This window comes from Nocardioides segetis (genome assembly GCF_051390595.1).
Taxonomy (GTDB): domain Bacteria; phylum Actinomycetota; class Actinomycetes; order Propionibacteriales; family Nocardioidaceae; genus Nocardioides.
The window spans coordinates 220,319-241,568 of record NZ_JBNINR010000006.1 but is presented as its reverse complement, the minus strand read 5'-3'; the positions used below and the strand labels follow the sequence as shown (position 1 = coordinate 241,568).

23 protein-coding genes and 1 pseudogene are annotated in these 21,250 nt (G+C 74.3%); 20 read left to right on the top strand and 4 right to left on the bottom strand.

Annotation, left to right across the window (positions count from 1 at the left end):
• Positions 1-106 precede the first annotated feature (106 nt).
• Genes ACPZVR_RS13760 through nagB form a run of 6 tightly spaced genes read left to right on the top strand, consistent with a single transcriptional unit; the run spans position 107 to position 6,100 of the window.
• The gene (locus ACPZVR_RS13760; protein ID WP_436700168.1) at positions 107-991 is read left to right on the top strand and encodes a carbohydrate ABC transporter permease; all 885 of its coding nucleotides are present in this window, start codon (positions 107-109) and stop codon (positions 989-991) included.
• Positions 992-995: 4 nt separating this feature from the next.
• On the top strand, positions 996-1,838 hold the full coding sequence (locus ACPZVR_RS13755) for a carbohydrate ABC transporter permease (protein ID WP_436700167.1): 843 nt from the start codon (positions 996-998) through the stop codon (positions 1,836-1,838).
• Positions 1,835-3,271: a glycoside hydrolase family 3 N-terminal domain-containing protein gene (locus ACPZVR_RS13750; protein ID WP_436700166.1), complete on the top strand. Its 1,437-nt coding sequence runs from the start codon at positions 1,835-1,837 to the stop codon at positions 3,269-3,271. Before ACPZVR_RS13755 ends, ACPZVR_RS13750 begins: the two co-directional genes overlap by 4 nt.
• Complete coding sequence (locus ACPZVR_RS13745; RefSeq protein WP_436700165.1) at positions 3,268-4,203, top strand: ROK family protein; 936 nt, start codon at positions 3,268-3,270, stop codon at positions 4,201-4,203. Before ACPZVR_RS13750 ends, ACPZVR_RS13745 begins: the two co-directional genes overlap by 4 nt.
• The gene (gene nagA / locus ACPZVR_RS13740; RefSeq protein WP_436700164.1) at positions 4,200-5,315 is read left to right on the top strand and encodes an N-acetylglucosamine-6-phosphate deacetylase; all 1,116 of its coding nucleotides are present in this window, start codon (positions 4,200-4,202) and stop codon (positions 5,313-5,315) included. Before ACPZVR_RS13745 ends, nagA begins: the two co-directional genes overlap by 4 nt.
• Positions 5,315-6,100: a glucosamine-6-phosphate deaminase gene (gene nagB, locus ACPZVR_RS13735; RefSeq protein WP_436700163.1), complete on the top strand. Its 786-nt coding sequence runs from the start codon at positions 5,315-5,317 to the stop codon at positions 6,098-6,100. The genes nagA and nagB overlap by 1 nt, the downstream gene beginning before the upstream one ends.
• Before the next feature lie 14 nt (positions 6,101-6,114).
• On the opposite strand, the gene ACPZVR_RS13730 is transcribed toward nagB, so the two are convergent.
• Positions 6,115-6,897 carry an exodeoxyribonuclease III gene (locus ACPZVR_RS13730; RefSeq protein ID WP_436700162.1) on the bottom strand — a complete coding sequence of 261 codons (783 nt, stop codon included), beginning with the start codon at positions 6,895-6,897 and terminating at the stop codon, positions 6,115-6,117.
• Positions 6,898-6,929: 32 nt separating this feature from the next.
• On the opposite strand from ACPZVR_RS13730, the gene ACPZVR_RS13725 reads away from it, so the two are divergent.
• The 3 genes from ACPZVR_RS13725 to ACPZVR_RS13715 are packed head-to-tail and all read left to right on the top strand — an operon-like array spanning position 6,930 to position 9,285.
• A complete protein-coding gene (locus tag ACPZVR_RS13725) occupies positions 6,930-8,096 on the top strand; it encodes a glycosyltransferase 87 family protein (protein WP_436700161.1) in 1,167 nt (388 codons plus the stop codon).
• A complete protein-coding gene (locus ACPZVR_RS13720; RefSeq protein WP_436700160.1) occupies positions 8,093-8,605 on the top strand; it encodes a sigma-70 family RNA polymerase sigma factor in 513 nt (170 codons plus the stop codon). Before ACPZVR_RS13725 ends, ACPZVR_RS13720 begins: the two co-directional genes overlap by 4 nt.
• The gene (locus ACPZVR_RS13715; RefSeq protein ID WP_436700159.1) at positions 8,602-9,285 is read left to right on the top strand and encodes an anti-sigma factor family protein; all 684 of its coding nucleotides are present in this window, start codon (positions 8,602-8,604) and stop codon (positions 9,283-9,285) included. The genes ACPZVR_RS13720 and ACPZVR_RS13715 overlap by 4 nt, the downstream gene beginning before the upstream one ends.
• Here ACPZVR_RS13715 and ACPZVR_RS13710 read toward each other — a convergent pair.
• Together ACPZVR_RS13710 and ACPZVR_RS13705 are read right to left on the bottom strand one after the other, a co-directional pair.
• Complete coding sequence (locus ACPZVR_RS13710) at positions 9,262-9,639, bottom strand: hypothetical protein (protein ID WP_436700158.1); 378 nt, start codon at positions 9,637-9,639, stop codon at positions 9,262-9,264. The two genes, ACPZVR_RS13715 and ACPZVR_RS13710, sit on opposite strands and share 24 nt — an antisense overlap.
• Positions 9,640-9,726: 87 nt before the next feature.
• Positions 9,727-11,904: a CDP-alcohol phosphatidyltransferase family protein gene (locus tag ACPZVR_RS13705; protein ID WP_436700157.1), complete on the bottom strand. Its 2,178-nt coding sequence runs from the start codon at positions 11,902-11,904 to the stop codon at positions 9,727-9,729.
• 83 nt (positions 11,905-11,987) lie between these two features.
• Between ACPZVR_RS13705 and ACPZVR_RS13700 the strand changes: the two genes are divergently transcribed.
• The 11 genes and pseudogenes from ACPZVR_RS13700 (at position 11,988) to ACPZVR_RS13650 (ending at position 20,345) form a co-directional block, all read left to right on the top strand.
• Positions 11,988-12,968 (top strand): zinc-dependent alcohol dehydrogenase, encoded by a 981-nt coding sequence (locus tag ACPZVR_RS13700; RefSeq protein ID WP_436700156.1) that lies wholly within the window; start codon positions 11,988-11,990, stop codon positions 12,966-12,968.
• Positions 12,968-13,387, top strand: a complete 420-nt coding sequence (locus ACPZVR_RS13695) for a 6-pyruvoyl trahydropterin synthase family protein (protein WP_436700155.1) — start codon at positions 12,968-12,970, stop codon at positions 13,385-13,387. The genes ACPZVR_RS13700 and ACPZVR_RS13695 overlap by 1 nt, the downstream gene beginning before the upstream one ends.
• The gene (locus ACPZVR_RS13690; protein ID WP_436700154.1) at positions 13,384-14,409 is read left to right on the top strand and encodes a glycosyltransferase family 4 protein; all 1,026 of its coding nucleotides are present in this window, start codon (positions 13,384-13,386) and stop codon (positions 14,407-14,409) included. The genes ACPZVR_RS13695 and ACPZVR_RS13690 overlap by 4 nt, the downstream gene beginning before the upstream one ends.
• Before the next feature lie 3 nt (positions 14,410-14,412).
• Positions 14,413-15,318 (top strand): lysylphosphatidylglycerol synthase domain-containing protein, encoded by a 906-nt coding sequence (locus ACPZVR_RS13685; protein ID WP_436700294.1) that lies wholly within the window; start codon positions 14,413-14,415, stop codon positions 15,316-15,318.
• The gene (locus ACPZVR_RS13680) at positions 15,291-15,980 is read left to right on the top strand and encodes a RibD family protein (protein WP_436700153.1); all 690 of its coding nucleotides are present in this window, start codon (positions 15,291-15,293) and stop codon (positions 15,978-15,980) included. Before ACPZVR_RS13685 ends, ACPZVR_RS13680 begins: the two co-directional genes overlap by 28 nt.
• Positions 15,981-16,116: 136 nt before the next feature.
• Positions 16,117-16,938 (top strand): M57 family metalloprotease, encoded by an 822-nt coding sequence (locus ACPZVR_RS13675; protein WP_436700152.1) that lies wholly within the window; start codon positions 16,117-16,119, stop codon positions 16,936-16,938.
• A gap of 117 nt (positions 16,939-17,055) precedes the next feature.
• Positions 17,056-18,129 carry a redox-regulated ATPase YchF gene (ychF, locus tag ACPZVR_RS13670; RefSeq protein ID WP_436700151.1) on the top strand — a complete coding sequence of 358 codons (1,074 nt, stop codon included), beginning with the start codon at positions 17,056-17,058 and terminating at the stop codon, positions 18,127-18,129.
• 124 nt (positions 18,130-18,253) lie between these two features.
• The gene (locus tag ACPZVR_RS13665; RefSeq protein WP_436700150.1) at positions 18,254-18,475 is read left to right on the top strand and encodes a hypothetical protein; all 222 of its coding nucleotides are present in this window, start codon (positions 18,254-18,256) and stop codon (positions 18,473-18,475) included.
• Positions 18,472-18,831: pseudogene (locus ACPZVR_RS13660) on the top strand (type II toxin-antitoxin system VapC family toxin); the annotation flags it as partial. The gene ACPZVR_RS13665 and the pseudogene ACPZVR_RS13660, both read left to right, overlap by 4 nt.
• 172 nt (positions 18,832-19,003) lie before the next feature.
• Positions 19,004-19,468 (top strand): MGMT family protein, encoded by a 465-nt coding sequence (locus ACPZVR_RS13655; RefSeq protein WP_436700149.1) that lies wholly within the window; start codon positions 19,004-19,006, stop codon positions 19,466-19,468.
• A gap of 43 nt (positions 19,469-19,511) precedes the next feature.
• Positions 19,512-20,345, top strand: a complete 834-nt coding sequence (locus ACPZVR_RS13650) for an SCO6745 family protein (protein WP_436700148.1) — start codon at positions 19,512-19,514, stop codon at positions 20,343-20,345.
• A 13-nt stretch (positions 20,346-20,358) separates the two neighbouring features.
• Here the strand turns inward: ACPZVR_RS13650 and ACPZVR_RS13645 are convergent, their stop codons facing one another.
• On the bottom strand, positions 20,359-21,015 hold the full coding sequence (locus ACPZVR_RS13645) for a PAS and ANTAR domain-containing protein (protein WP_436700147.1): 657 nt from the start codon (positions 21,013-21,015) through the stop codon (positions 20,359-20,361).
• Positions 21,016-21,250: the final 235 nt, after the last annotated feature.

Below are 21,250 nucleotides of genomic sequence, written 5' to 3'. Positions count from 1 at the left end.
CCTGCGTCGCACAGCAGAGCATGATGGTGTGCGCCAGGTCGCCGGCGCGCACCGGACGGCCTCGCCGCCGTGCGCCACGCTGCCGGGCTGAGGACGGGAGGATCTGATGGGTCGCCGTAGCCTGCCGCTGGGACTGGTGCTGCCCGCGATCGCGCTGCTGGCCCTGGCGCTCGGCTACCCGCTCGTGCGGCAGGTCGTGCTGTCGCTGCAGGAGTTCGGGCTCGCCCAGCAGTTCGGGCAGCCGCCGGAGTGGACCGGCCTGGCGAACTACCGCGCCCTCCTGACCGACCGCGGGCTGTGGGTCGTGGTGCTGCGCACCGTGGCGTTCTGCTTCGTCAATGCCGGCCTGACCTTCGCGCTCGGGCTCGGCCTGGCGTTGCTGATGGCCCGGATGAGCAGGCCGGTGCGGATCCTCGCCCAGTGCGGGCTGCTGCTGGCGTGGGCGATGCCGGTCGTCGCGGCGATGACCGTGTGGCAGTTCCTCTTCGACACCGAGTACGGCGTCGTGAACTGGCTGCTGACCCAGGCCGGCGGCGACTTCGCCGGCCACGGCTGGCTGCTTGAGCCGTGGTCGTTCTTCCTCGTGGCGACGATCGTGGTGGTGTGGATGAGCGTCCCGTTCGTCGTGTTCACGCTCTACGCCGCGCTCACCCAGGTGCCCGAGGACGTGCTGGAGGCGGCCGAGATCGACGGTGCCGGCACCTGGCAGCGCTTCGTCCACGTCGTGCTGCCGGCGATCCGGCCGGTGCTGCTGGTGGTGCTCCTGCTCCAGGTGATCTGGGACCTGCGGGTGTTCACCCAGATCTACACGCTGCAGAAGGCCGGCGGCGTCAGCAAGGACACCAACCTGCTCGGCACCTACATCTACACCCTCGGCATCAAGGGCGGTGACTTCGGCACCGCCGCCGCGGCTGCGATGTTCATGCTGGTGCTGACGATCGTGCTGACCGCGCCGTACGTCCGGCTGATGGTCAAGCAGGAGGAGGACTGAGCACATGGCCCGTCGTACCCCCACCAGCGTCCGCGTCGGCGCCGACCTGATCGGGATCGTGGTCCTGCTGGCGTGCGTGTTCCCGGTCTACTGGATGGTCAGCCGGTCGTTCCTGCCGCGCAACGAGATCAGGGGCGAGGACCCGGTGCTGTTCCCGTGGGGCGGCACGCTCGACAACTACCGCAGGATCCTGGGCGACGACGACTTCGCCGACGCCATGGTCACCAGCCTCAGCGTCACCCTGCTGACGGTGGCGGTGGCGATCCTGTTCGCGTTCCTGGCGGCCGTCGCCGTCAGCAGGTTCCGCTTCCGCGGCCGGCGCACCTTCATCCTGACCCTGCTCCTCATCCAGATGATCCCCGCCGAGGCGCTGTTCATCAGCCAGTACAAGATGCTCGACGGGATGGGCCTGCTGAACTCCGTCATCGGCCTGACCCTGGTGTACGTCGCCAGCGTGCTGCCGTTCACCGTGTGGACCCTGCGCGGCTTCGTCGACGGCGTGCCGCGTGACCTCGAGGAGGCCGCGATGATGGACGGCTGCTCCCGGGTCCAGGCGTTCTTCCGGGTCACGCTCCCGCTCCTGGCACCGGGGCTGGTGGCGACCGGGGTCTTCGGGTTCATCCAGGCGTGGAACGAGTTCACGCTCGCCGTCGTGGTGATGACCGACCCGGCCAAGGAGACGCTGCCGGTGTGGCTGGTCGCCTTCACCGACGCCCGCAGCCGCGGCGTCGACTGGGGCGCCATCATGGCCTCCTCCACGTTGATCACGATCCCGGTGATCGTCTTCTTCCTCATCGTGCAGCGCCGGATGGTGTCCGGGCTGACCGCGGGCGCGGTGAAGGGATGAGCGCCCCGGGAGAGGCCGCCGAGCGGGTGGCCGAGCTGGCGCTGCGCGTGCAGCTGGCGTCCTTCGCCGGGACGTCGCTGCCCGGCGACTGGGCCGCGCTGCTGGCCGAGGGGCTCGGTGGGATCTGCCTGTTCGGCTCCAACCTCACCGGTGCGACGGCGGACGCGGCCGCGTTGGTGCGCGCGATCCGGGAGGTGCGCGCCGACGTGCTGGTCGCGACCGACGAGGAGGGCGGCGACGTCACCCGGCTGCACACCCGGTCGGCCAGCCCCGTGCCCGGGGCGGCGGTGCTGGGCGCGGTGGACGCGGTCGCCCTGACGCGCCGGGTCGGAGCCGCGGTCGGGGCGGAGCTCGCCGCGGTCGGGATCGACCTCGACCTCGGTCCGGTCGCCGACGTCAACAGCAACCCGGACAACCCGGTGATCGGCACCCGCAGCTTCGGTGCGGACCCCCGGCTCGTGGCCCGCCACGTGGCTGCGTGGGTGGCCGGCCTGCAGTCCGCCGGCGTGGCCGCCTGCGTGAAGCACTTCCCGGGCCACGGCGACACCGCGCAGGACAGCCACCTGACCCTGCCGACGCTCCCGGTCGCGCTCGAGGTGGCGCGCTCGCGGGAGCTGGTGCCCTTTGCCGCGGCGGTCGAGGCCGGAGCGGCGTCGGTCATGACCTCGCACATCGTCGTCCCCGAGCTGGACCCGTCCGCGCCGGCCACCTTGTCGGCGCCGGTCCTGGGGCTGCTGCGCACCGAGCTGGGCCACGACGGCGTGATCGTGAGCGACGCGCTCGACATGGCCGGCGCCTCGGCCTCCCGCGGCATCCCCGCCGCCGCCGTACGCGCGCTCGCCGCCGGCTGCGACCTGCTCTGCCTCGGCCCCGACAAGCCGGCCGCGCTGGTCCGCGACGTCCAGGCGGCGATCGTCGCCGCCGTCGCGTCGGACCGGCTCCCCGTCGGCCGGCTGGCCGACGCGGCGGAACGGGTGGCCGGCCTGTCGCGCCGGGCGCGGGCCCGGGCCGCGGGGGTGCGCGAGACGACCCTCGACGCGGACGTCCTGGCCGACGCGGCACGGCGGGCCTGCCGGGTCGAGGGGCCGCTGCCGGACCTGACGGGCGCGGCGGTGGTGAGCATCGAGACCGAGGCGAACATCGCGGTGGGCGCCGGTCGCTGGGGACTGGACCCTGATCTCGTCGTGATGGGCGGCGATCCGCTGCCGGCCGGGCCGGTCGTCGTCCAGGTCCGCGACGCGCACCGGCGCCCGGAGGTCGCGGCCGCCCTGGCCGCACACCCGGGGCCGATGGTGGTCGTCGAGTGGGGCTGGCCCGGGCCGCGGACCGGGTGGGAGGACGCGCCGCACGCGCGGATCTGCACCCGGGGCAACGGGCAGCCGTCGATCGCGGCGGTGACACGGATCGTGGGAGAGGCAGGACTGCACAGGTGAGCGACCTGCTCATGGGCCTGGACATCGGGGCGACCAAGATCCTCGGCGTCGTCACGTCGGCCGACGGAGAGGTGCGGGCGTCGCTGCGGGTGACCAGTCCGACCGGCGGCGACCAGGTGGTGGCCGCGGCGGCGGAGGTCGTCGAGAAGCTCCGCGCGTCGGCCGGATCCGCGGGCAGCGGCGACGGAGACTCCGGCGATGTCGGCGTTGTCGGCGATGTCGTCGGGGTCGGCATCCCCGGCCTGGTCGACGTCGCCCGCGGGACGGTGCGCCACGCCGTCAACCTGGGCGTCGCCGACGGCTTCCCGTTCAGCGAGCGGCTCGGCTCCGCGACCGGCGCCCGGGTGGTCCTCGACAACGATGCCAACGCCGCGGCCCTCGGCGCGGCGACCCTGCTGGGGGAGCGCGACCTCGGCTACCTCAGTCTCGGGACCGGGCTGGCCGCGGCGCTCGTGCTCGACGGGCGCCTGCGGCGCGGCTCGCGCAACGCGGCGGGCGAGATCGGGCACATCCCCGTCGATCCCGCCGGACCGCGCTGCGAGTGCGGGCAGGTCGGCTGCCTCGAGACGGTCGCCTCCGGCTCGGCGATCGCCGCGCTCTGGCCGGGCGACGGACAGCCCGCGGCTCAGGCCCTCTTCGACGCGGCAGCGGCCGGCTCGGCCGACGCCGCCGCGCTGCGGGACCGGTTCGCGGCACGGGTCGCGGACGCCGTACGACTGGTCGCGCTGACCGTCGACCCGGCCGTGCTCGTCCTCGGGGGCGGGGTCGCCCACGTCGGCGAACGGCTCCGGGTCGCCGTCGCGCACGCGCTGGCGGAGCAGGCCGCCGCGTCGCCGTTCCTGCGCTCGCTCGACCTGCCCGGCCGGCTGCGGCTCGCGCCGCTCGACCGGCCGGTCGCCGCGCTCGGCGCCGCGCTGCTGGGGGCGCGATGAGCGGGCTGCGCGTGGTCGGCGGCTCGGTCGACGTGGCGATCGTGGACGGTGTCGTCGCCGGCGCGGCCGCGGACCTCCCCGCGGACCTCCCGCGGTACGACGCCTCGGGGCTGCACGTCCTGCCCGGCTTCCTCGACCTGCAGGTCAACGGCGCGGCCGGTATCGACCTCACCCGCACGCCGGAGCGGCTGTGGGAGGTCGCGGCGGCGCTGCCCGGCCACGGCGTGACGGCGTTCGTGCCGACCGTGATCACGTCGTCCCCGGCCGCGCGGACGACGGCGCTGGAGGTGCTCGCGGCCGGTCCGCCCGCCGGCTGGGCGGGCGCGTGGCCGCTCGGCCTGCACGTCGAGGGCCCGATGATCTCCGCCGCCCGCAAAGGCGCGCATCCCGCCTCCTGGCTGGCGGCACCCGCCCCGGAGCTGATCGCCGGCTGGTCGCGCGCGGCCGGTATCGCGATGGCCACGATCGCGCCGGAGCTGCCGGGCGCACTCGACCTCGTGTCCGCCCTGGCCGAGCGGGGCGTCGTCGTCGCGGTCGGGCACACCGAGGCGAGCGCGGAGCAGGTCCGCGCCGCGGTCGAGCACGGCGCTCGCGCGGTCACCCATCTGGGCAACGCGATGCCCGCGCTCGCGGGTCGGGAGCCGGGGCCGGTGGGCGCCGCGCTGGCCGAGCCGCGGCTGGTGGCCGGCGTCATCGCGGACGGGCACCACCTGCACCCGGTGACGCTCGCGGCCTACGCCCGCGCGCTCGGCCCCGACCGGCTGCTCGCCGTCACGGACTGCACCGCCGCGCTGGGGATGGCCGACGGACCGGCGCGGTTGGGGGACCAGCACGTCGTCGTCCGCGAGGGGACGGTGCGGCTCGCGGACGGGACGCTCGCCGGGTCGGCGGCGTCGCTGCCGGAGTGCCTGCGCGTGCTCCGGGCCGCGACCGGCTGGTCGCTCGGCGAGGTCGTCGGCTGCTGCACCGCGGTCGCCGCCGACCTCGTCGGCGACCCGTCCCGCGGCCGCCTGACCCCGGGCGCGCGCGGCGACCTGACCCTCGTCGACGACGACCTGAGAGTGGTCGCCACGGTCGTCGGCGGCCGGGTGCTGCACGGAGGGGAGCGCTGATGGAGATCGTCCCGCTGGACTCCGCCGAGGAGGTGGGCGCCCTCGGCGCGGACGTCGTCGAGACCGCCGTCCGGGGCCGCCCCGGGGCCGTGCTGGGCCTGGCCACGGGCTCCACCCCGCTGCCCACCTACCGCGAGCTGATCCGTCGGCACGCGGCCGGATCCGGGCCGTCGTACGACGCGGTGCGGTGCTTCACCCTCGACGAGTACGTCGGCCTCCCGGCGGGCCACCCGGAGAGCTACCGGGCCACCATCGCCCGCGAGCTCACCGACCCGCTCGGCATCCCGGCCGAGCGGGTGCAGGGGCCCTCGCCCGACCCCGGCGGGCTCGCGACCGCGGGGGAGCGCTACGAGGAGGCGCTCGTCGCCGCCGGCGGCATCGACCTGCAGATCCTCGGCATCGGCTCCGACGGCCACCTCGCGTTCAACGAGCCCGGCTCGTCACTCGCGTCGCTGACCCGGATCAAGACGCTCACCGAGGAGACGCGGCGCGACAACGCGCGCTTCTTCGGCTCGGTCGACGACGTCCCGCGCCACGTGCTCACCCAGGGACTCGGCACCATCCTGCGCGCCCGCCACCTGCTGCTGCTCGCGACCGGCGCCGCCAAGGCGGCCGCGCTCGCCGCCGCCGTCGAGGGCCCGGTCTCCGCCTCCTGTCCCGCGTCGGTGCTCCAGCTCCACCCGCACGTCACGGTGCTGTGCGACGGCGCGGCGGCAGCCGGGCTGGCCCGACGCGAGCACTACCGGGAGGTGTACGACGCCAAGCCGGCCTGGCAGGGACTGTGACGGTCCCGCGCTGATCAGTCCGCGAGGTCGACGACCACCGGTGCGTGGTCCGACGGGGCGCCGGCGTACGCCGCAGGGTCGCGCTCGTCGCGGTCGATGAACGCACCGGTCACCCGATCGGCGAGCGCCGGCGAGCCGAGGACGAAGTCGATCTTCAGCCCGCGGTCGCGCTCGAAGCGCTGGCGGTAGTAGTCCCAGTAGGTGTAGCCGGGAGCGTAGGAGCGGGTCACCTCGGCCCAGCCGCCGTCGAGGAAGGCCTGGAAGGCGGCGCGCTCGGCGGGCGTGACGTGGGTGGAATTCTTGAACTGGGCGACGTCGAAGACGTCGTCGTCGGTGGGGCAGATGTTCCAGTCGCCGACGAGGGCGGTCGGCACGTCGAGCCAGGCGGTCGCGGCGGCGCGCAGCCGCGCGAGCCAGTCCAGCTTGTAGACGTAGTGCGGGTCGTCGGGCTTGCGGCCGTTGGGGACGTACAGGCTCCAGATCCGGACGCCGCCGCAGGTCGCGCCGAGGGCGCGGGCCTCGACGTCGAGCGCCTCGCCGAAGCCGGGCTGCTCGGGGAAGCCGAGGGTGACGTCGTCGAGGCCGACGCGGCTGATCAGGGCGACGCCGTTCCACTGGTTGAGGCCGTGGGCGGCGACCTCGTAGCCGCGTGCCTGCAGGCCCATCAACGGCAGTTGGTCCTCGCGGGCCTTGGTCTCCTGGACGGCGAGCACGTCGACGTCGTGCCGGTCGAGGAAGGCTTCGACGCGGTCGATCCGCGTGCGCAGGGAGTTGACGTTCCAGGTGGCCAGTCGCACCGGCCAACCTTAGATGAGCCTAGTCTGCTGAGATGGACCGCGTACGGCGGGGAGCCGGCCCGGCAGGCGTCCTCGTCGCCGTGCTGGCCGGTGCGATCGCGGGCGCGATCGCGGGCGCGATGGCGGGCGCGATGGCGGGCGGGTTCCCCGACCTCCACGTCTACCGGTACGGCGGCGACGCGGTCCTGCACCAGGCGCGGCTCTACGACGCGGACGACCCGGTCACCGGCTACCCCTTCACCTACCCGCCGTTCGCCGCGCTGGTGATGGTCCCGCTCGCGCTGCTGCCGAGCAGCCTCGCCGCCACGGTGTGGACCGGTGCCTCGACGGCCGCGCTCGTCGCCGGCATCGCCGTCGTGCTCCGGGCCCGGGGCACGCCGACCTCGCCGTGGCTTGTCGTGCTCCTCGCCGCGGTGGCCCTCGCCCTGGAGCCGGTGTGGCAGACGCTCGCGTTCGGGCAGGTCAACCTGCTGCTCATGCTCGCCCTGCTCGCCGACCTGCTCGGCCCATGGCGGCGCTGGTCGGGGGTCCTCGTGGGGATCGTGGCCGGCATCAAGCTGACGCCGCTCGTCTTCGTCGTGCTGCTCGTCCTCACCGGTCAGCGGGCCGCGGCGATCCGGGCGGGCGCGGCCTTCGGCCTCACCGTGGTCGCCGGGTTCCTCGCGCTGCCGGACTCCGCGGCGGCGTACTGGAGCGACGGGCTCCTCGACGCCCGCCGCGTGGGGCCCCCGGCACTGGCCCACAACCAGTCGCTGCACGGCGCCCTGACCCGGCTGCTCGGCGAGCCCGTGCCGATCTGGCTCTGGCTCGCCGTCGCCGCGCCCGCCGCCCTCGCGGTGCTCGGGGTCGCGGCCCGTTGGTGGCCCCGGGACCGGCTGCTCGCCATTGGCCTGGCCGCCGTGGCGATGCTCGTGGCGTCACCGGTGTCGTGGTCGCACCACTGGGTGTGGGCGGTGCCGATCGCCCTCGCGCTCGGCGAGCGCAGCCGGCCGGCGGCGGTCGCCTGGACCGCCGTCTTCGTGGCCCGGCCGATCGTGTGGCCGCCGTGGGCGGCGGGGCGCGAGTACGACTGGCGCTGGTTCGAGCATCTCCCGGGCGATGCCTACCTGCTCGCCGCGCTGACCGTCGCGGTCGGCGCCGCCCTCGCGTTGAACCGCCGGCCGCGAGACGCCGTACCTCTCCACGGGAGGTGCGGATGACCCCGGACCCGGCGACGGCCATGCAGGCGCTGCACGACGACCACGCGTCGGCGCTGTGGGGCTTCTGCCTGCACCTGACCGGCAACGACCGGGCGCGGGCCGAGGACGTCGCGCAGGAGACGATGCTGCGTGCGTGGCGCAACGCCGCGGTCCTCACCGAGTCCCGCGGCTCCGTCCGCTCCTGGCTGTTCACGGTCGCCCGCAACATCGTGATCGACGAGTGGCGCACCCGGCGCGGGTACCGCGAGTTCGCGACCGCGGACCCGCCGCCGGGCGAGGTCGCCGACGACGGCACCGACGAGCTCCTGCTGTCGTGGGTCGTCGCCGACGCGCTGCGCCGGCTCTCCGACGACCACCGGGCCGTGCTCGTCGAGTGCTACTACCGCGGGCGCTCGGTCGCCGAGGCCGCTCGCCGCCTCGATATCCCCGAGGGCACCGTGAAGTCCCGCACGCACTACGCCCTGCGCGCCCTGCGGCTGATCCTCGAGGAGACGGGGGTGTCCTCGTGAACCAGGGCGACCGGAGCTGCGCGTACGCCCACCTCGACGGGGTCTACGTCCTCGGGGCGCTGGCGGCGGGCGAGCGAGCGGACTACGAGCGGCACCTGCCGGGGTGTGCCGACTGCTCGCGCGCACTGCGCGATCTCGCCGGCATGCCGGGGCTGCTGGGCCGGGTGCCGGCGGATGTCGTGGAGCAGCCGCGGCCGGCGGACCCGGTGCCCCCCACGTTGCTCCCCGCGGTGGTGGCGCAGGTACGCCGGGCGCGGGGGCGGCGTCGCGCGACGGTCCTCGCGCTCGTGGCCGCGGCGGCCGTCCTGGTCGTGCTCGGGGCGGTCGGCATCGGCACCGCCCTGCGCGACGACGGCCCGGACCGGGCCGCGGACCTCGCGGCCGCCCGGCCGATGAGCAGCCTCGGCACCGCGTCGTCCGGCTGGGTGTCGCTCACCGAGCGTCGCTGGGGCACGCGGATCGACCTGACCTGCACCTACCAGGGCGGCCTGGCCGGCCGGACGACGTACGTCCTCGTGGTGCGCGCGGCCGACGGCCGCACCGAGCAGGCCGGTTCCTGGAGCTCGGAGCCGGGCCGGGAGGTGCGGGTCACCCTGGCGACGTCGATGCCGCCCGAGGAGATCGCGTCGGTCGAGGTGCGGACCGCGTCGGGCTACTCAGTCCTTCGCCTGACGCGGTGAGCCGAGCCAGCCCTCGGCGTACGCCGCCGCGGCGGCCGCGACCACGGCGAGGATCTCCGAGAGCGCGGCGACCCACGCGTACCAGCTGTCCCACGTCGTGTGGATGCCGAACAGGCCTCCGGTCGTCGCGATGACGAACGCCGCGAGCGTGGTGGCCCCGAGCCCGGCGAGCAGGAGGAGGGGCACCCAGCTCCGCCAGGCCACCACCAGGACCGCGATGACCGCCCCGGCGACGACGTTCACCACGAACAGCGCGCCGACCGTGCCCTGGTCGCGCACCCCGTCGAACCACAGGTAGAGATGCACCGCCGCGCTCACCACGGCCGCCAGTGCACCGATCACGCGCATGCCCATCGCCCACTCCGATCGTCTGGTTCGCTCCTCGGAGAGGAACACGCGTCCGCCGCCCTGCCGGTTCACTCGCCGACTCAGCCGGCTCGCTCAGCCGGGTCGGTCGGCCGGCCCGTACGCCGTGAGCAGCCGGTTGCGGAACGCGTCCATCCGCCACACCGGCGCGTCCGGTCCCGGGCGGATCCCGGGCTCCCACCCCCAACCCTCGATCCGCCGGATCACGTCCGGGTCCTGGGCGAGCACGGTGACCGGTACGTCGCGGCCGGGGTCCGCGCCGCTCACGAAGGAGTGCGGCTGGTGGTCGCCGGCGACGATGACGACGCGGTCGGGGTCGGGGAAGGTCGTGAGGAACGAGATGAGGGTCCGCCAGGTGTAGCGCACCGACGCGGCGTAGTTGCGCTGGGCGGTGCTCGGGTGCCGGTCGCCGTCCACGGCGGCGTCGCCGCGCTCCGGCATGCCCGCGAACACCGTGCCGTCGCCGACCTCCGGCCACGGCACGGGCTCCGGCACCGGCGCCCAGGGATGGTGGCTGGAGACCAGGTCGATCTCGGCGAAGACCCGGCGCCGGGAGCCCGGCGTCAGCTCCGCACGGCGCAGGTGGTCGAGGGTGTACTGGTCCGGCATCGAGGCGTAGCCGAACTCCGGCCCCCGGTAGCCCACGTCCCGGGAGTCGTAGAGCCGGTCGAAGCCGTAGTATGCCGCTCCCTCGGGCCAGTCGCGCGTGTTGGCCGGCACCGAGAACACGGTGCGCCACCCCGCGCGGTCGAAGGCCGCGGTCAGGCTGAGCCGGTCGCTGTCGAGCAGCTGGCGGTAGCGCCGCTCGCTGTCGGCCCACAGCCCGGACTGCAGCGTCGCGTGCGCGAGCCAGCTGCCGGCGCCGAGGGTCGGCGAGGTGAGGAAGGCGCTGCGGGCGTCGTACCCGGCCGCGGCCAGCTCGCGGTCGCCCTCGGCGAGGAGGTCCACCACGGACGGGGCGAACCAGCTGTCCCCGAGCGCCACCCGGCCGTAGCTCTCGAACCACACCAGCAGCACGTCCTTGCCCCGCAGGCCCGCGAGCAGCCGGTCGCCGGGCGTGCTCGCGAAGGCGTCCTCCCGGATCGCGCGCGCGAAGACCGCGGTGTCGCGGCGGTCAGCGCGCACCTGGCCGACGGTGTCCACGACCAGCCCGGCCGAGCTGGCGGCCGCGACCCGGTCGACCGGGCCGCCGAGCGCGGCGCAGACCACCCAGACGGTGCCCAGCGCGACGACCGTGCGACCTGTCGTCCGTGGGTGCCCCGCCGCGACGTGGACGACCCGCAGCGCGGCGGCGGTCAGCAGTACGACGAGGCCGCACGCCAGCACCACCACGCCCAGGACCAGCAGGGCGGCCGGCCCGGCACCGTGGGTGTCGCGGACGACCTCGTAGCCCTTGGGCAGGTAGGACCAGTCGCCGAGCACGTGGAAGGGCCGGTCCAGGTAGACGTCGAAGCCCCGACCGAGGCCGCGCAGGACGGCGAGCGCCGCGACCACCACGCCGAGCAGGACCGCGACGAGGCGCCGGCCGCGTGCGGGCAGCACGACCGCCAGGCATGCGAGAGCCAGCCCCTCCACCGGGATCCGTACGACGTCCGCGGGCCCGATGCCGTCGGCGAGCCGTGGTGGCGCGAGCGCGACCCAGAGGACCACGATCGCGGTGGCCGTCACCGGGCCGGCCGGCACCGGAGGCACCGCAGGAGCGGCGGCGTGCCGGTGCCGCCACTGCCACACGATGTCGTGCCCGAACGACTCCACCAGCAGGAGGAGGGCCGCCGCGAGGGCCGTGCGGGCGGCCACCTCCGGGAGCAGGGCGGACGCCGCGACCGTCAGGACGACACCCTGGACGGCCGCGACGACCTTGGCCCAGAAGCGCGGCGGTGTCGGCCGGCGCAACCACGGCAGGGCCCAGCCCGCCATGACGTACGCGTAGCGCAGGGCGCCGATCGCGAGGACCCACCAGCCGAGCCGCGGCGCCACGTGGACGCTGAGGACGGCGATCAGGAAGGCGTCGGTCTCCATGTCGAAGCGGGCGCCGAACGCGCTCGCCGTCCCGGTGCGGCGGGCGACCTGGCCGTCGACGGCGTCGAGCAGCAGCGCCACGGTGCTGACGGTGACCAGGACGGCGGTCGTCCGCCCCGACCACGGCTCCCCGAGGCCGCGGACGACCAGGACCGCGACGACGCAGGCCAGCGCCGCGCGCACCGCGGTGACCCGGTCCGCGGGACCCAGGGCGTCGAGGTGAACCCGATCCATCGCGCCTCCGTGTCCTCGGTGGTACAGACTGCTACGACGAGCGCTGGACACCGGTTCAATCGGACGGACGGAAGGAGTCCGCGGTGGTCGACGAGGCCCGGGCGTACTGGATCGCCGAGCCGGGGCGCGGCGAGATCCGGCCGGTCGACCTGCCCGAGCCCCGCGCCGGCGACGTGCTGGTCCGGGCGGTGCGCTCGGCGATCAGCCGCGGCACCGAGTCGCTCGTGTTCGCGGGCCGGGTGCCGCCCGGCCAGTACGCCGCGATGCGGGCGCCGTTCCAGGAGGGCGACTTCCCGGGGCCGGTGAAGTACGGCTACCTCAGCGTCGGCGTCGTGGAGCGCGGGCCCGCCGAGCTGGAGGGCCGCACCGTCTTCTGCCTCCACCCCCACCAGACGGCGTACGTCGTCCCGGCGACCGCCGTGGTCCCGGTGCCCGACGGGGTGCCCGTGAGCCGCGCGGTGCTGGCGGGGACCGTCGAGACCGCCGTCAACGCGCTCTGGGACGCGCCGCCGCTCGTCGGCGACCGGATCACGGTGGTCGGGGCGGGCCTGGTGGGCTGTTGCGTCGCGCGACTCGCGGCGGGGGTGCCGGGGACGCGCGTGACCCTCCTCGACACCGACCCCGGTCGCGCGGCCGTGGCGACCGCGCTGGGGGTCGGCTTCGCCGCGCCGGGCGAGGATCCGGGTCCGGCCGATCTGGTCGTGCACGCCAGCGCGACCGAGGCCGGACTGCGCCGTGCCCTCGAGCTGGTGCGGCCCGAGGGCACCGTCCTCGACCTCTCCTGGTACGGCGACCGGCCGGTCAGCCTCCCCCTGGGCGAGGCCTTCCACTCCGCTCGGCTCACGCTGCGCAGCAGCCAGGTCGGCGCCGTCGCGCCGGCCCGGCGGGGCAGCTACCGCCATCGCGACCGGCTGGCGCTCGCGCTCGACCTGCTCCGCGACCCGGCCTTCGACGTCCTGCTCACCGGCCGCTCGGCGTTCGGCGAGCTGCCCGAGGTGATGGCGAGGATCGCCGCCGGCGCGCTGCCGGGCCTGTGCCACTCGATCGACTACCAGGAGCCGTGATGTTCAAGGTGACCGTCCGCGACCACATCATGATCGCGCACAGCCTGCGGGGCGAGGTGTTCGGGCCGGCGCAGCGCCTGCACGGCGCGACGTACGTCGTCGACGCGACGTTCGCCGGTCCCGACCTCGACGCCGACGGGATCCTGGTCGACATCGGCCGGGCGGGCGAGGTGGTGCGCGAGGTGCTCGGACGCCTGCACTACCGCAACCTCGACGACGCGGAGGCCGACGCGGAGGCCGATGCGGGCCTCGCCGGCCAGAACACCTCGACCGAGGTGCTCGCCCGCTGGGTCGCCGACCGGCTGGCGGCCCGCGCCACGGCGGGCGACCTCGGGCCGGGCGGCCGTGCCCTCGCGGGCATCGAGGTGACCCTGCACGAGTCGCACATCGCGCGGGCGAGCTACGAGCGGACACTGTGACGGTCCACTTCCTGGTGCCCGACGGCATCGACGACCCGCGACACCCCAGCGGCGGCAACCTCTACGACCGCCGGCTGGGTGCCGGGCTCGCCCGGCTGGGCGTGCGGGTGCGGGAGCACCGTGTCGGTGCCACCGGCCCCGGCCCCGTCCTGGCCGGGCTGCCCGACGGGGCCGTCGTCCTCGTCGACGGGCTGATCGCCTCGACCACCACCGCTCTCGTCGACGCGAGCGGGCGGCTCCGGGTCGCCGTGCTCCTGCACATGCCGGGGTCCGGACCCGCCGAGCCCGCCGTCCTCCGCGCGGTCCACGCCGTCGTGACGCCCAGTGCGTGGGCCCGCCGAGAGGTCCTCGCGCTGGCGGTGCCCGCCGAGCGGGTACGGGTCGCGCCACCGGGTGTCGAGCCGGGACCCGTCGTCCCCGGCACGGCCGGCGGCGGGGACCTGATCTGCGTCGGGCCGGTCACCCCCGCCAAGGGGTACGCCGACCTGCTCGCCGCGCTCGCCGAGGTCCGTGACCTGGCGTGGCGGTGCCGGTGGGTGGGCGCGCTCGACCTGGCGCCGGCGTACGTCGCCGGACTCCGCGCGCGTGCCGAACGGCTCGGCCTCGCCGGCCGGATCGAGCTCACCGGCCCCCTCCCGCCGTCCCGGCTCGACGCGCTCCGCTCGGTGAGCGACCTGGTCGTGGCCCCCTCCCGCCGCGAGTCCTACGGCATGGCGCTCGCGGAGGGTCTGGCCCGCGGCCTCCCCGCGATCGCGACCGACGCCGGCGGTCACCCCGAGGCGCTGGGCAGGGCGGCCGACGGGGCGCTTCCGGGGGCGCTCGTGCCGGTCGGCGACCCGCACGCGCTCGCGGCGGCGCTGCGAGAGTGGCTGACCGACGACCGCCTCCGCGACCGGTGGCGGCGGGCCGCCGCATCGCGCCGGCAGCGCCTGGGTACCTGGCGGGAGACCGCGGCCGCGGTCGCCGACGCGCTGAACCGGATCGGTCCCGGACCCGTAGTCCCGGTCAGCGGGAGGAGGTAGGCCATCGACAAGGCGACGCTCTGGGCAGGGGTCCGGCTGCTCGCGGCCGCGACGATCCTGGTCCTCCTCGCGGTCCGGCTCGGCGCCGAGCCCTTCGTCGACGGGCTGCGGCACACCGACCCCCGTGCCCTCGCGGCCGCCGTGGCCATCACGGCGGTGACGACCGCGTGCTGCGCGGGCCGATGGAGCCTGATCGCGCACGGGCTCGGCGTCGGGATCTCCTTCCGGGCGGCGTACCGGACCTGCTACCGCGCCCAGCTGCTCAACGCGACGCTGCCCGGCGGCGTCCTCGGCGACGTACACCGCGGCTACCGGCACGGCCGCGACTCCGCCGCCCTCGGACTCGGCCTGCGCTCGGTGGCCTGGGACCGGGGGAGCGGCCAGCTGGTGCAGGCCGGGCTCGCCGGCGCCGCCGTACCCCTGCTGCCCGGCCCCCTGCGGGGTTGGGCCGTCGCCGCGCTCGCCGCGCTCCTCGTCCTCGCCGTGGCGATCGTCGCGGTGGCGCGGCGCGAGGCCGTCGCGGCCCTCGGGCGGGCCTGGCCGGGGGTGCTGCTGCTGTCGGCGGTCGCGGCGGGTGGCCACGCGGCGGTGTTCCTGGTCGCCGCCCGCGCCGCCGGGGTCGACCTGGCCGCGCCCCGGGTGCTCGCCCTGGCGTTCCTGGTCCTGCTGGCCTCGGCGCTCCCGGTCAGCATCGCCGGCTGGGGACCGCGCGAAGGAGCAGCGGCCGCGGTGTTCGCCGCCGCCGGCCTCGGCGCGGCCACCGGAGTCGAGGTCGCCGTCGGGTACGGCGTCATGTCCCTCGTCGCGACGCTCCCGGGCCTGCTGGTCCTGCGCGCGCCCCCGGTGCCCGCGACGGTCCGCGCCCCGGAGGGAGGCAGCGCATGGGCGAGCGCCCCTACGTCCTCCTGAGCTGCAGCATCTCGCTCGACGGCTACCTCGACAGCGCCGGCGAGGGCAGGCTCCTGCTGTCCAACGACGCGGACTTCGACCGCGTCGACGAGGTGCGGGCCGGATGCGACGCGATCCTGGTCGGCGCGGCGACGGTCCGCAACGACGACCCGCGCCTGCAGATCCGCTCCGCCGAGCGCAGGCGTCGCCGGCTCGCGGCCGGCCGGCCCGCCGGGCCGGTCAAGGTCACCGTGACCTCGCGCGGCGACCTCAGCCCCGCTGCCCGCTTCTTCGCCCTCGGCGACGCGGAGAAGCTCGTCTACTGCCCGGCCGCGACCGCCGGCGAGCTCGAGACCCGGATCGGCCACCTCGCGAAGGTGGTCGCGCTCGGCGCCGAGGTGCGGATGGCGGACCTGGCTGCCGACCTGGGGTCCCGCGGGGTGCGGCGGCTGATGGTGGAGGGCGGCGGATCCGTCCACACGCAGTTCCTCACCGCCGGGGTCGCCGACGAGCTGCACCTCGTCGTGGCGCCCTTCTTCGTCGGCGACTCCCGGGCCCGGCGCTTCGTCGGCGACGGCGGGTTCCCCTGGTGCGCGGGCAACCGGGCGGAGCTCGTCGAGAGCCGCGCCATCGGCGACGTCGCGTTGCTGCGCTACGCGCTCTCGGACCGGTTCGAGTGCTGAGCGGCACGGGAGTCCGTGGCTCACATTCGTGCAGCCGCGGACCCTGCTCCTTTCTGAGCCGCAAGATCTCTTGTCGACGGTGGGGTGGCGGCGTTTCGATGTGCGCGCACCACCCCTTCCATCGAAAGGTTCTTGCATGTTGTCTTCTCGGGTCCACAAGATCTCCGCCGGAGTCGCGTGCCTCGTCGTCGCCCTTGCGGGCGCGGCCGTGTCGACCTCCGCAGGTGCGAACAGCACCGCGGACGTGCCGACGTTCCGTGAGTTCGAGTCCTCGACGTACGTCGATGTCGACGGCGCCTACGTCGTCAACGGCGACGAGGCCATCAGCACCAGGGCCGAGCTCCGCCGCTTCTACGCCAGCATGGTCGGCTCCAGGAAGACCAAGGACGACGGCCTGGTCGTCAACACGGTGAGCGGCCGTGACGACAGGTGGAGTGCCACCCAGGCCGCCAACCTGACCTACTGCGTCAGCACCCGCTTCGGCACCCGCCATGCCGACGTCGTCGCCGCGATGAGCGCCGGCGCCGGACTGTGGGAGGCCGCGACGTCGCGGATCAACTTCGTGCACGTGCCCACCCAGGACGGCAGCTGCACCGTGCGCAACAACAACGTGCTGTTCTCGGTCGAGCCGGTCAGCACCTCCCAGTACATCGCGCGCGCCTTCTTCCCCAGCACCCCGAAGCGCCAGCGCAACGTCCTGGTCGACGACTCCATCTGGACCTCGGGCACCTGGGAGCCCGGCGACATCCTCGGCCACGAGCTCGGCCATGCCCTCGGCTTCCGGCACGAGCACACCCGCCCGGAGTCGGGGACCTGCTTCGAGGACAACAACTGGCGGCCGCTGACGCCGTACGACGCGGCGTCGATCATGCACTACCCGCAGTGCAACGGCAGCTCGGCCGACCTGGAGTTCCAGGCGTCCGACGCGGCGGGAGCCCGGGCCCTCTACGGCTCCTGACCGGCACGGCGGCGTGGACGGGGCTCTCGCTCGGGGGACGCCCCGCCCACGCCGCCGCTGCGGCGATGCGATCGGCGATGTGAGCGGCCGGGCCGGGCGGCCATAGAATCGCCCCCCGTGGCACTCACCATCGGCATCGTCGGTCTCCCCAACGCGGGCAAGTCGACGCTCTTCAACGCGCTGACCAAGAACGACGTCCTCGCGGCGAACTACCCGTTCGCCACCATCGAGCCCAATGTGGGCGTGGTGGGCGTGCCCGACCCGCGCCTGGCGAAGCTCGCGGAGATCTTCGGCTCGGAGCGGCAGCTGCCCGCGACCGTCGAGTTCGTCGACATCGCCGGCATCGTCCGCGGCGCCTCGCAGGGCGAGGGGCTCGGCAACAAGTTCCTCGCCCACATCCGCGAGTCCGCCGCGATCTGCCAGGTGACCCGCGTCTTCCGCGACGAGGACGTCACCCATGTCGACGGCGAGGTCAACCCCGGCAACGACATCTCCACCATCCAGACCGAGCTGATCCTCGCCGACCTCGAGACGGTCGAGAAGGCCGTCGTCCGGCTGGAGAAGGAGGCGCGCAAGGTCAAGGAGCTCGCCGCCAACCTCGAAGCCGCCAAGGAGGCCAAGGAGGCCCTCGAGGCCGGCACGCCGATCATCGCCACCGCGATCGACCGCACCCTCCTGCGCGAGCTCTCGCTGCTCACCGCCAAGCCGTTCATCTACGTCTTCAACTGCGACGCCGACGAGCTCCAGGACGACGCGCTCAAGGAGCGGATGCGCGAGCTCGTGGCCCCCGCCGAGGCGATCTTCCTCGACGCGAAGTTCGAGTCCGAGCTGATCGAGCTCGACGACGAGGAGGCCGCCGAGTTCCTCGCCGAGGCCGGCGTGACCGAGCCCGGTCTCGAGGTCCTCGCCCGGGTCGGCTTCGACACCCTCGGCCTCCAGACCTACCTCACCGCCGGCCCCAAGGAGTCGCGCGCCTGGACCATCCCCAAGGGCGCCACCGCCCCCGAGGCCGCCGGCGTGATCCACACCGACTTCCAGAAGGGCTTCATCAAGGCCGAGGTCGTGTCCTTCGACGACCTCGTCGCCGCCGGGTCGATGACCAAGGCCAAGGAGGCCGGCAAGGTCCGGATGGAGGGCAAGGACTACGTCATGGCCGACGGTGACGTGGTGGAGTTCCGCTTCAACGTCTGAACCCGCAGGTCAGAGGCGCGGGCGCAGCCCGGTCGAAGTCCACGCGTTCGGCCGCTGGCGCGAGCACACGCGCTCGCAACCTGGCGTCCATCGATCGTCGGAGGACTCGCCTAGACTCTTTGCCATGACCGCGAGCCGTGACGAGTTGATCCACCTGATCGCGGGCCTCCCCGACGATCAGGTCGAGGTCGTGCTCGCGGACGTGCGGCGCTTGGCTTCCGAGAAGCCGCGGGGGGAGTGGCCGCCAGCGTTCTTCGGCGCTGGCGTGGTGAAGGACGGTCGCACTGACATCGCACGGAACGTGGACGAGTACCTCGCCGAGGGCTTCGGCCGTCGGCGCTCGTGATTCTCTGCGACTCGGGTCCGCTGATCGCGGCTGCGGCCATCAACGATGCCGACCATCACGCCTGCACGGAGCTGTTTGGTGGTCTGCGGTTGGCAGGCCGTCGGTTGCTCGTCCCGCAGACCGTCGTCGCTGAGGTCGGCTACATGCTGGCCAACTGGCTGAGCACTGAAGTCGAGGCGATGTTCCTAGACGCGGTCGCTGCTGGAGACTTTGAGGTCGTCAGCCTGACCTCCGTGGACTTCGCACGCATGGCTGAGTTGGTGCGCCGTTACGACGACCTGCCGCTGGGCACGACCGACGCCTCGGTGATCGCCCTGTCCGAGCGTCTCGGGATCGACGAGGTCGCAACGCTCGATCAACGGCGTTTCGAGTCGTGCGTCCCAGCCATGTCGAGGCGCTCACGCTGCTCCCGGACGGGTGAGGACCGCGTCCGATACGGTCCGCCCACCTTCGATCAGCCTCCGCGGACACCTGTCGGTGCGGCGCGCAGCAGCCCGATCTGTCGTGATCTGCTGAGAGAATCCCGGCATGCAGACCAACCCAGAGCACGAGGCCGTGTACGACGCGGTCCGCGCGATCGAGCCCGGCGCCGTGATCACCTATGGCGACCTCGCCGAACGCGTCGGACGGTCGCGAAGCAGTGCCCGCATGGTGGCGACCATCCTCGGTCGCCGGCCCGAGCCTGGGAACCCGGACACCGACATCCCGTGGTGGCGGGTCGTACGAGCTGACGGCGCCCTGCTGCCGTTCGATGCCGAGATGACACCCGAGCGGGTGGAGTGGGTCGCGTGGGCCAAGGACCGGCTTGCGCAGGAAGGCGTCGGCTTCACCGACGACGGCCGCGTGGCGAGCATCGCCGGGCGGCAGAGGGCCCGCAGCAGCGCAGGCGGCGGCCGGGCGTCCAGGGCACGCAAGGTCCGCGATCCCGAGCCGTGCTACCGGCACCAGACCGTCCAATACTCCTGCCGGGACTGTGCTCCTCCCGCCCGTTAGCCGGTTCGCCCGCGCGGTGTCACGATGACCCGAGGAGGCTGCGATGTCCCACCCCCTGGCGAAGATCCGCCGTCTGTTCGAGCTGATCGAACCGATCGCCACGATCAGCTTCTCCGAGAGTGTCGACCGCGCGTTCCGGGAGGTCGGGATGCGCAACTTCTGGGACGGCTACTTCGCCGGCCGGGCCGCGCCACTGGGGCGGGCGCCCGCGGAGGTCGTCCACGCCGTGTTCTACAACTTCGCCGAGGGGGAGGTGGCCCGCCACATCCCGTGGGTGTGGGGGCGGATCAGCCCCGAGGAGGCGATCGCGCTGCGTGAGCGTGCCAGCGCCGCCGCCCTGCGCCACAAGCTCGGCACCCTCGCCGAGGACGCCGGCCTGCGGAGGGTCGCTGACCTCGCCGCCCGGGCGGCGCTCAGTGCGCCGACCGACGGTCGTGTCCTGTACGCCGGTCTCCGCGGCATCGAGGTGCCGGACGAGCCCGTCGCGCGGCTCTGGCACGCGTGCACGCTCCTGCGCGAGCACCGCGGAGACGGCCACATCGCCGCCCTGATGGCCCACGGCATCGGCGGGATCGAGGGGCACGCGCTCCTCGCGGCCTCGTTCGGCCTCACCCTCGAGACCTTCGGTCGCACCCACCACCTGCCGAAGGCTCGGTTGGACGCGGTCACCTCCGCCCTGGCCGAGCGCGGACTCGTGGACCGCGTCGGCGCTCTGACCACCGCCGGCCGGGAGACCAAGCAGCGGATCGAGGACCTCACCGACAGCCTGGCGGCGGCGCCCTACCTGGCGCTGAGCCCGGCCGAGATCGACGAGCTCATCGCCGGGCTCGAGCCCGTGTTCGCCGCTGCGTACGAGCACGTGCCTCTCGACTCCTGACGCGACGTGCCGGTCACGAGCCGGGCGCCGACGGCGATGCGTCGTGCAGCAGGTTGTCCACCGAGTGGCGCAGGGTCTGGTCGGTCAGCTCTCCGGCGCTCGACACCGTGGTCAGGTGCTCGGCGATGTCGCGGACCTTCATGTTCTTGCCGCGCGACCACCAGCGCAGCATCGCGAAGGCTTGGTCGGCGTCGAGTCCGTAGGCCAGCATCAGGCTGCCCTTGGCCTGTTCGATGGTGGCCCGATGCTCCGCCGAGGCCGCGACCGCCTCCCGGGCCTCCTCGCTCGCCACCTGGGCGAAGTCGTCGGTCAGGTCGATGTAGTAGCCGTCCAGCTGTGCGACGGGGACCTCGGTGTCGACGTCGCACACGCCGCCTTCGCACACGAGGACGACGCGGCGCTCCACGCCGTCGTCGGCGTCGAGGCGGTAGCAGACGCTGAACGGCTCACCCCTGGTGGTCGCCTGACGGAGGGTCCGGGCGACGTGGTCGCGGTCGTCGGGGTGCACGGCGCCCAGGACGCGTTCGGTCGTCGGTTCGACGCCGTCCGGATCCGTGCCGTGGATGCGGAAGACCTCGTCGTCCCACTTCCACGTGCGGGTCACGACGACGTAGGCGAAGCGGCCGACGCGCGGAGAGCCCGACGGCGCATCCGGCTGTTCGACCACCATGTGCCCCTCCACCGCTCGTCCCGCGCACCGTCCGCCGACCCGAGTGGGATCCTCTCGGTCATCGCATAGCAAATGGAAGCACTGCTCATCGCTCGCGGGAAGGGCCCCGAGCGCCGGAGTCTTCGTCTGGCGGTGGGGCGACCCCAGCCGGTCTTCTGGAGCCCACCTCCCCGACCAGGGCCTCGCCGACACGAAACCCGGATCCGGGCCCGTCGGTCGACTTCCTCTCCGCTAC